The following is a 9,238-nucleotide window of genomic DNA, read 5'->3' as shown; positions in this document are numbered from 1 at the left end:
GCGACGCGTTCTTTCCACAGCGCTTCGCGTTCGATATTTGCCATTCCTATCTCCTTTTCAAAACCGGAGTATGGCTAGGTGGAATTGGCAATGGAAGGTGGGTGGACTGGACGCTTACGCTCGTTTACATCAGTTTCCACTAATGCAGGAATTTCTTTCAAAGCTACAAGGCACCTTTGGCGTCGTCGCTGGCGCGGTCACCATCAACGGCAACATCACCGGCACCGACGTTCTGTCGAGCGTCAGCCTGAACTCGTTCGCCAACTCGACCATCGCGTCGGACGCGCTGACTTCGCTTAGCCTGGCGAACAGCACCCACAGCGTGACGGTCACCAATACCGCCGCCACCTCGCTGAACCTGTCGATGAACAACATCGGCGACAACGTGTTTACCGGCGCACCTGCCCTGATCAACCTCGGTGCGACGTACACCACGCTGAACATCAACAGCGATGGCGCGACTGCACGCGCGAACATCACCGCCGGCGGCGTGGAAACGCTGCGTGTGGCGGGTACCCAAACGACCAACTTGCCTGGTTCTACGATTGGGCGCTGAAGACCGTCGTCGTCTCTGGCGCGGCCGGCCTGAACATGGACCCTTCGGGCGCCACTGTCACCTCGGTCGACACCTCGGCCACCACCGGCGCGAGCAACATCACCATCAACGCCGCGAACACCACGTTTGTCGGCGGCGCCGGTGCCGACACCGTTAACCTGTCGACCACGACCACGACCAAGGCAATATCGCTCGGTGCCGGCGTCGATGTACTGCGCCTGGCGTCAGGCACGACGTCGCTCAGCGCCAATATGGACGGCGGCGCCGGCAGCGACCTGTTGCGCATGGACGTGGCGGACGCGGCGGTGGCGTCGGCGACATCCAGTTTTGCCGGCAAGATCGACAGCTTCGAAAAGATGTTCCTCAACGCCGGCCTGTCCGGTTCGACCAGCACGGTCGATCTGTCCAACCTGGACAACATCAGCTTCGTCATCTCGGTCGGTACCGGGCCCGGCGTTGCGGCGGCGGCGCCGACCGCCGCTGTGACCGCCGGTGTCAACGGCGTAAGCGCCGAGGCGACCACGTTCACCTTCGGCGCCGGCTTTACGCTTCCCGGCCAGGCCTTCACGATCGACGGCGTGACGGTTAGCGCGGGTCCGGCCGGCACCTTTACCGCCGATGAAATCGCAGCGGTCTTTCGCGGCGGCACTGTTGCTGGCCTCGCCAAAGTTGGTACCTTCGCCACGCCGTCGGGCTGGCTCGGCACGCCAGTCGCCAGCGGCGCCACCAATCCGCTGGTGCTGACCAACACTGTCAATGGCAATGTGACCGACTTCACTACCGCCTCGGCCGGTGGCGCCAACGGCACCGCCGCGCTGATCGTCAACAAGATGGCCGACGGCGGCACCATGGAACTGACCAACGGTCCTTCCGGCAGCACCACCGTCAACATGACCGACGCCACCGGCACCGCCGATATGTTGAACGTCAACACCAGGGTGGCAAGCACATCGCTCGACTTCGGCACTGTCACCGCGGCAGGCGTCGAGACCATCAACCTGAACCTGCTCGACTCCGTTCCAACCGTCAATGGCCTCGCCAGTATCCAGACGGCGACGCTGAACCTGGTCGATGCCTCCTTGAAGTCGCTGATTATCACTGGCAACTCGAACCTGGTGCTGTCACAGAGCGCCGCTGCGCTGACCATGACCGATGCGTCGGCCATGAGCGGCATCCCGATCGCGGCGACCAACGGAACCGTGTCGCAGACCATCAAGGGCGGCTCCGCTGCCGACGTGCTCACCGCCACCGGCAACGCCCATGTACTGGTCGGTGGCGCCGGCGCCGACCGCCTGGTCGTCGGCACCACCGCCGACCTGACCACCCTACCGGTGATGCTGGTAACGACACGTTCGACGTGTCGCGTGCGACCACCAACGTCAACAGCTACGCCACGATCACCGATCTGAGCGCTGGCGAGAAGATCCAGTTCGCAGCTTCGGGCGCCTTCTTCATCGCAGCGAAGGTGTCGCGGAGCGGCACGGCCGTGTTCCAGGACTTCGCCAACGCAGCGATCGCTTCGACCACGGCCGGCCAGATCTCGTGGTTCCGGTTCGGCGGCAACACCTACGTGATCGAAAACGTCGCGCAAGGCGTCACCTTCTCCAACTCGACTGACGTGAACGTTAAGATTGTCGGCCTGGTCGACCTCGGCACCGCCTCGTACAGCGCGTCCGCCGACACCTTGCTGATCGTTTGAAACGGCGGGGTGCCCGACACCCCACTGGCTGTCAGCGCGCGATGAGGTTGATGCTTTGATAATAAGGACCTTGGGCAACCAAGGTCCTTTTGCTTGCGAACGTCACTTGCCTGCGCCGCCGGCCGCTTGCGCGCGCTGTTGCCGTCGGGTTTAGACTACACTCGCTTTCTCCCTCGGAAGAATTTCTTCCAAACCATTGCCTCACGTGCTAAGCTCTCGAAAATGTGATCTACGTCACATTTAAATTGAAGTGTAAAAGTTACAGTCTGGCTCGGTCAAAAAAGCGCGACCCCGTCACTGCCCACTTTGCCGCAACCTCATTTCGGGCTCGCCCGCACCACATGAAAAACAAACTCATCACCGCCAAGAACGAAATTGAACTGGCCCTAGCCGGGTTCAAGAGCACCTTCTTTACCATCGGCGTGTTCAGCGCCATCACCAACTTGTTGATGCTGGTGCCGTCGATCTACATGCTTCAGGTGTACGACCGCGTACTGGCCAGCCGCAACGAGATCACGCTGCTGATGCTGACGATGATGATGCTGGGCGCCTACCTGCTGATGAGTGGCCTCGAGCTGGTCCGCAGTTTCATCCTGGTGCGCGTCGGCGCCGATTTCGACATGAAGCTCAACAAGCGCGTCTACACCGCCGCCTTCGAGCAAAGCCTGAAGCGCCCCGGCAGCAACGCCGGCCAGGCGTTGAGCGACCTGACCAACATCCGCCAGTTTCTGACAGGTAACGCCGTGTTCGCGTTCTTCGACGCACCGTGGTTTCCGATCTACCTGGTCGTCATCTTTTTCTTCGAGCCGACCCTTGGCGTGTTCGCGCTGCTCGGCACTGCCGTGCTCGTCTCGCTTGCCTTCATCAATGAACGGGTATCGAAAAAGCCGCTGTCGGAAGCCGGCACGATGGCGATCAAGGCCAACAACCTGGCCACCAACAACCTGCGCAACGCCGAAGTCATCGAATCGATGGGCATGTTGCCCAACCTGATGGGCCGCTGGTTCAAGCTGCATGGCCGCTTCCTCAACTTGCAGGCCGAAGCGAGCGAGAAGGCCGGCACCGTCGGCGCCGCCACCAAGTTCGTGCAGGTGTCACTGCAGTCGCTGATCCTCGGCTACGGCGCGCTGCTCGCCATCGAGGGCAAGATTACCCCCGGCATGATGATTGCCGCCTCGATCCTGGTCGGCCGCGCGCTGGCGCCGGTGCAGCAAGTGATCGGCGTGTGGAAAACCTGGAGCGGCACCCGCGCCTCCTACCAGCGCCTGGCCGAGCTGCTGGCCGACCATCCTGCGCGCGAAGCCGGCATGCCACTGCCCAAGCCGCTTGGCGGCCTGACCGTGGAAGACGTCAGCGCCGCGCCGCCGGGCATGCCGGTGCCGGTGCTGCGCAACGTCAGCTTTGGGATCGCCCCAGGCGACGTGCTCGGCGTGATCGGCCCTAGCGGCTCCGGCAAGTCGACACTGGCCCGTTTGCTGGTCGGCGTCTGGCCGGCCCAGCACGGCAAGGTGCGCCTCGACGGCGCCGATATCTATCACTGGAACAAGGCCGAGCTCGGCCCGCACATCGGCTACCTGCCACAGGACATCGAACTGTTCGGCGGCAGCATCAGCGAAAACATTGCGCGCTTTGGCGAAATCGAGCCCGAAAAGGTAGTGCTCGCGGCCAAGCGGGCCGGCGTGCACGATCTGATCTTGCACTTCCCGAGCGGCTACGACACCATCCTCGGCGACGGCGGCGCCGGACTGTCCGGCGGCCAGAAGCAGCGCCTCGGCCTGGCCCGCGCGCTGTACGGCGACCCGTCGATCATTGTGCTCGATGAACCCAATTCGAACCTCGACGACGTCGGCGAAGCGGCACTGCTGCAAGGCATTCTTGACCTAAAGCAGCGCGGCAAAACGATTATTCTGATCACGCACCGCACCAGCACCATCGGCGTGACGACCAAATTGCTGCTGCTGCGCGAAGGCGCGGTCGCCATGTTCGGCCCGACCGCCGAGGTAGTTGCGGCGCTGAATCAGGGCCAGTTGCAAGCCCAGCAGCAAGCCCAGGCCCAGCAGCAGGCACAAGCGCAGCAACAGGCACAAGCGCAGCAACAGGCACAAGCGCAGCAACAGGCACAAGCGCAGCAGCAGGCACAAGCGCAGCAGCATGCGCATGCGCAGGGGGCCGGCCAACCTGCCGCCTCGCCTCAGGCCGCGCCGGCTGCAGCAACCGCAAACGAGGAATAAGTCATGAAATTGATTAAAAAAGAACCTCACAGCACGGAAGTGACCGAAGTCATCACCCATGACGTGTCGCCGCTGGTCGTCAGCACCGATGCGCGGTCGTATAGCCGGCTCGGCTGGATCATCGTGATCGCCGGTGTCTGCGGCTTTTTGCTGTGGGCCATTTTTGCGCCGCTCGATAAGGGCGTGCCGATGTCCGGCACCGTCGCTTCCGAGTCAAGCCGCAAGTCGGTCCAGCACCTCACCGGCGGCACCATCGCCGAGATCCACGTCAAGGAGGGCGACACCGTCAAGGCCGGCCAGGTGCTGGTTCGTATGAACGACGTGCTGGTCAAATCACAAGCTGACTCGACCTTGAGCCAATACTATACGGCGCGCGCCGCGGAAGCGCGCTTGCTGGCCGAGCGCGACGGTAAATCAACGATCCAGTTTCCGCCGGCGCTCGAGCAAGAGCGCAAGGATCCCCGCGTCGCCGCCGTGATCGCGCTGCAAAGCCAGCTGTTCTCGTCGCGCAAACTGGCGCTGCAAAACGAATTGGCCGCGGTCAATGAAAACATCGCCGGCCTGAAGCTGCAGCAACGCGGTATCGAAGAGTCGCGAGATAGTAAGAAGGAGCAGCTCGGCATGCTCAAGTCGCAGCTCGAAGGAATGCGCGACCTGGCCAAGGATGGTTACATCGCGCGCAACCGCCTGCTCGAAGTGGAACGCTCCTTTTCGCAGATCAATGGCGCCATTTCTGAAGACTTCGGCAACATCGGGCGCATCCAGCGCCAGGTAATGGAGCTGTCGCTGCGCCGCATCCAGCGCACCGAGGAATTCCAGAAGGAAGTGCGCAGCCAGCTGGTCGATACCCAGCGCGAGGCCGAAGCGCTTGAGGGGCGCGTTACCGCGCAGGCGTTCGACCTCAAAAATGCCGACGTCGTCGCGCCGGTGGACGGCACGGTAGTCGGCATGCAGGTCTTTACCCGCGGCGGCGTCGTCAGCCCCGGCTTCAAGCTGATGGACATCGTGCCGGCCGGCGACGCCCTGGTGGCCGAAGGACAGTTGCCAGTCAACCTGATCGACAAGGTGCACAAGGGCCTGCCGGTCGAGATGATCTTCTCGGCGTTTAACGCCAACAGCACGCCACACATTCCAGGCCAGATCATCTCGGTATCGGCCGACCGCCTGATCGACGACAAGACCGGCATGCCGTACTACAAGGTGCGTGCTCGGGTCACGCCCGAAGGCGCGAAGATGGCGGCCAAGCTAGATATCCGTCCCGGCATGCCGGTTGAAATTTTCGTCAACACCGGCGAGCGTTCGATGATGAGCTACCTGCTCAAGCCGATATTCGACCGCGCCAAAACTTCGATGACCGAGGAATGAACTTGACTTACGCAATCCCATCGGCGCTGCGCAGCGTCACCGTTGCCGTCGGCGCTGTTTGCGCCATGCTGGCGGGCGAAGCGTCGGCCATCAGCCTGCGCCAAGCGTACGAGGCGGCGCTGCAAAACGATCCGGCCTACCGGATGAATTATTACGAGAATGAAAGCGCCAAGGAGAACCGCATTCTTGGCCGCGCCGCGCTGCTGCCGAACATTTCGGCCAGCTACTCGGCCAGCCGCAACCGCGCCGATATCGAAGCGCTCGACGCCATCGGCCGCACGTCGCTGACCCATCCGAACTACATCAGCCGCAGCGCCATCGTGCAGCTTCGCCAGCCGATCGTCAACCTTGAAGCGATCGCCCGCTACCGCCAGGGTAAGGCCCAGACCAAACTCGGTGCGGAAGTGTTTGAAGCCAATACCGCCGAGGTCGCGCTGCGCGTGGTCGGCGCCTATTCGGACGCCTTGTTTGCCGACGACCAGCTGGCGCTGTCGCAAGTGCAGCGCGACATGTACGCGGAACAGCAAAAGGTCAACCAGCGCCTGTTCGAAAAGGGCGAGGGCACCCGCACCGACATGCTGGAAACGCAGGCCAGGCTCGACCTGTCCGAAGCGCAGCTGCTTGAAGCGCGCGACAACCTGAAGGCGCAGCGCACCACGCTCGAATCGGTGATCGGCATGGATCCGGGCGCGCTGGATAAACTCGGTACCGAGTTCCGCTTCGAGCAATTGACGCCGTCGACTTTCGAGGAATGGAAGGCGATCGCCCTGACCAACAACCACGACTTGGCGGCGGCGCGCCTGCAGGTCGAAGTGGCGCGCCTCGAGATAGGCCGCCAGCGCGCCGGCCACGCGCCGCGCCTTGACCTGATTGCCACCTACAGCAAGGGCGACTCGGAAACGCTCAACACCTACACCCAGAATACGGTCAATCGCTCGATCGGCATCCAGCTGAACGTGCCGATCTACGCCGGGGGCGCTGTCAACGCCACCACGCGCCAGGCGGCGGCCGGCTACGAGAGGGCCAAGGCAGACCTGGACCTCAAGACCAACAAGGTATTGCTCGAACTGCGCAAGGCGCATGACCTGACGCTAAGTAGCGTTGCCCGCGTTGCGGCGCTGGTCAAGTCGACCGAGTCGGGCAAGGAGTTGATGAAGGCGACCGAGCAAAGCATCAAAGGTGGCGTGCGCATCAACCTCGACTTGTTGAATGCGCAGCAGCAGCTGTTTACCAGCCAGCGCGACCTGGCCGCGGCGCGCTACAGCTACCTCCTCGGTCTGCTGCGCCTGCGTTCCGCCGCCGGCACCCTGGAGGCAGACAACATTCGCCAGATCGCCGCGTACTTCCGCTAAGCGGTCGGCGCGGCAAGCAAAAAGGGCCGGAACGACAGCGTTCCGGCCCTTTTCTTTAGCTGAAGCGCGTGTTACTGCGCTGCTGCGTCCGTCACTGGCGCACAGTGCGGGCACGACACCTCGTACACATAGCGTGGGTCGAGCTGCTGGCGCGGCGTGACCACCGCGCGGCAGGCGAAGCACTGTACCGTCACGGTTGGCTCAAGCTGTGGGTTCAGCGCGGTGCGGTAATCAAACACGAAGCAGTCGCCGGTGTAGTGCTCGCCGCCGACGTCCTCGAAATACTTCAGGATCCCGCCTTCCAACTGGTATACGCTGTCGTAGCCGATGTTCTGCATGTGGATCGCCGCTTTTTCGCAGCGGATACCGCCGGTGCAGAACGTCACCACGGTCTTGTCGGCCAGCGCGTCCTTGTTGGCCGCGATCACTTCCGGGAACTCGGTGAACTTGGCGATGCGGTAGTCGATCGTGTTGTTGAACGTCCCCACGTCCACTTCGAACGCATTGCGCGTATCGACCATCACCACCGGCTTGCCGTTGTCGTCGTGGCCCTGGTCGAGCCAGCGCTTCAGCGTGGTTGGCGCTACCGCCGGCGCGCGCCCCAGCTCCGGCTTAATCAGCGGCATGCGCAGCGTGATGATCTCTTTCTTGATCTTCACCAGCATGCGCTTGTGCGACTGCTCTTCTGAATAGCTTTCCTTGACCTCGATATCTGCAAAGCGCACGTCGCTGCGCAGCCACGCCAGGAAGCGGTCGATCTGCGAGCGCGCGCCCGACAGAAACAGGTTAATGCCTCCGGCGTCAGCAGGATGGTGCCTTTCAGGCCGAGCTCCTTGCAAATCTCCTGGTACTGCGGGCGCATCTCCTCGGTGTTGTCGAAGGTGACGAACTTGTAGGCGGCGATGTTGACGTGCGCGGCGGCGGCGGCGATGGCCTGCGCATCCGCGGAGGCGGCGTGGTCGATGGTGGCGTGCATGATTGCTAACTGAAGAATGTGATGAAGGCGACGTCGCAAAGCATCAAGGGCGGCCGTGCGGATCATCCTCGACTTGCTCAGCGCCGAGCAGCAACTGACGAGCGTGAAACGCGATCTCGCGCAGGCGCTACGACTATCTCGTGGCGCTGCTCCGCCAGCGCTCGGCAGCGGGCACGTCGCAGCCGAGTGAAGTTGCGGAAGTGGCAACTTACTTCCGCTGACAATCTTCAAAAGCCGGTGCCCGGTCTGGCATTCGGACATTTGCCGGACTCTTGAGCAAAGTTTCGGTGTCAGCCCAGCGCGCAGTAAGTCACGACACGGCGATCGAAAAGGCCTGAACAGCGCTCCGGCCTTTTTTCGCTACAGGTTCCACTGATAGTGATCCGTGGTCCCGCTAAGGTCGGCAAATGGTGTAATATTCGATGACAAATATGATGTCAATCTCGAGGTAAAATGGAAACCGTTCTTGCCAACATCACGGTCAGCATCACAGAGCTCAAGCGTAATTTCGCGAATGTACTGAAAGAGGCGGAACATACCCCAGTCGCCGTGCTGAATCACAACCGGCCCGAAGCGTACTTGCTATCAGCCGATTATTATGAGCATTTGGTCTCTCGTATTGAGGATTTGGAGGATGCCAAGCTGATCCATGAACGCGCCGCCGGACCCTTTGTCGAAGTCAGTCTGAATGACCTATAGGCTGCGGTTTCACGAGCAGGCCTGGGCCGAATGGCAAGGGCTCGACGGCAGCGTGCGCGCGCCATTGAAGAAGAAGCTGGCCGAGCGCCTGGAGCAAGCGCGCGTCCCGAGTGCCGCTCTGTCCGGCATGCCTGACTGCTACAAGATCAAGCTAAAAACCGTCGGATGCCGCTTGGTCTACCATGTGCAGGACGACGTGCTATTCGTCACTGTCATTGCAATTGGTAAGCGGGATCGCACCCCAATCCACCCAACTTAACGGATTGCGCAATTAAATGATTTATATTCAATGATTTAATAAAAACACTTGATATCAATGTAAAAGCGCGGCCGCCAGTGTGGATTTTTGACACTCACTGC

Annotated in this window: 8 protein-coding genes and 1 pseudogene; 8 read left to right on the top strand and 1 reads right to left on the bottom strand. The window is 61.8% G+C overall.

Features of this window, described 5'->3' with window-relative positions:
- The 6 genes from ACP7DD_RS26150 to ACP7DD_RS26125 all read left to right on the top strand — a co-directional run.
- Nucleotides 1-556 (top strand): hypothetical protein (locus ACP7DD_RS26150; RefSeq protein ID WP_426178282.1); only part of this gene is annotated, 556 nt, incomplete at its 5' end.
- 35 nt (nucleotides 557-591) lie between these two features.
- Nucleotides 592-1,965 (top strand): hypothetical protein, encoded by a 1,374-nt coding sequence (locus ACP7DD_RS26145; protein WP_426178280.1) that lies wholly within the window; start codon nucleotides 592-594, stop codon nucleotides 1,963-1,965.
- Nucleotides 1,914-2,255, top strand: coding sequence for a hypothetical protein (locus ACP7DD_RS26140; RefSeq protein ID WP_426178278.1), 342 nt, complete (start codon nucleotides 1,914-1,916; stop codon nucleotides 2,253-2,255). The genes ACP7DD_RS26145 and ACP7DD_RS26140 overlap by 52 nt, the downstream gene beginning before the upstream one ends.
- Nucleotides 2,256-2,596: 341 nt before the next feature.
- Entirely contained in the window at nucleotides 2,597-4,486 is a 1,890-nt protein-coding gene (locus tag ACP7DD_RS26135; protein WP_426178276.1) for a type I secretion system permease/ATPase, read from the top strand.
- Nucleotides 4,487-4,489: 3 nt separating this feature from the next.
- Nucleotides 4,490-5,851: an HlyD family type I secretion periplasmic adaptor subunit gene (locus tag ACP7DD_RS26130; protein ID WP_426178275.1), complete on the top strand. Its 1,362-nt coding sequence runs from the start codon at nucleotides 4,490-4,492 to the stop codon at nucleotides 5,849-5,851.
- A 2-nt stretch (nucleotides 5,852-5,853) separates the two neighbouring features.
- On the top strand, nucleotides 5,854-7,203 hold the full coding sequence (locus ACP7DD_RS26125) for a TolC family outer membrane protein (RefSeq protein WP_426178273.1): 1,350 nt from the start codon (nucleotides 5,854-5,856) through the stop codon (nucleotides 7,201-7,203).
- A 71-nt stretch (nucleotides 7,204-7,274) separates the two neighbouring features.
- Here ACP7DD_RS26125 and ACP7DD_RS26120 read toward each other — a convergent pair.
- Nucleotides 7,275-8,179, bottom strand: a pseudogene (locus ACP7DD_RS26120) (sulfurtransferase).
- 453 nt (nucleotides 8,180-8,632) lie between these two features.
- On the opposite strand from ACP7DD_RS26120, the gene ACP7DD_RS26115 reads away from it, so the two are divergent.
- Both ACP7DD_RS26115 and ACP7DD_RS26110 read left to right on the top strand, forming a co-directional pair.
- Nucleotides 8,633-8,878, top strand: coding sequence for a type II toxin-antitoxin system Phd/YefM family antitoxin (locus ACP7DD_RS26115; RefSeq protein WP_426178272.1), 246 nt, complete (start codon nucleotides 8,633-8,635; stop codon nucleotides 8,876-8,878).
- Nucleotides 8,868-9,137 (top strand): type II toxin-antitoxin system RelE family toxin, encoded by a 270-nt coding sequence (locus tag ACP7DD_RS26110; protein WP_426178270.1) that lies wholly within the window; start codon nucleotides 8,868-8,870, stop codon nucleotides 9,135-9,137. The genes ACP7DD_RS26115 and ACP7DD_RS26110 overlap by 11 nt, the downstream gene beginning before the upstream one ends.
- Nucleotides 9,138-9,238: the final 101 nt, after the last annotated feature.

Origin of the sequence: Massilia sp. TWR1-2-2, assembly GCF_049897565.1 — a bacterium.
GTDB lineage: Bacteria > Pseudomonadota > Gammaproteobacteria > Burkholderiales > Burkholderiaceae_D > JAFCUW01.
Note: the sequence above shows the minus strand (reverse complement) of the source record. Positions and strands in the feature narration are given on the sequence as shown.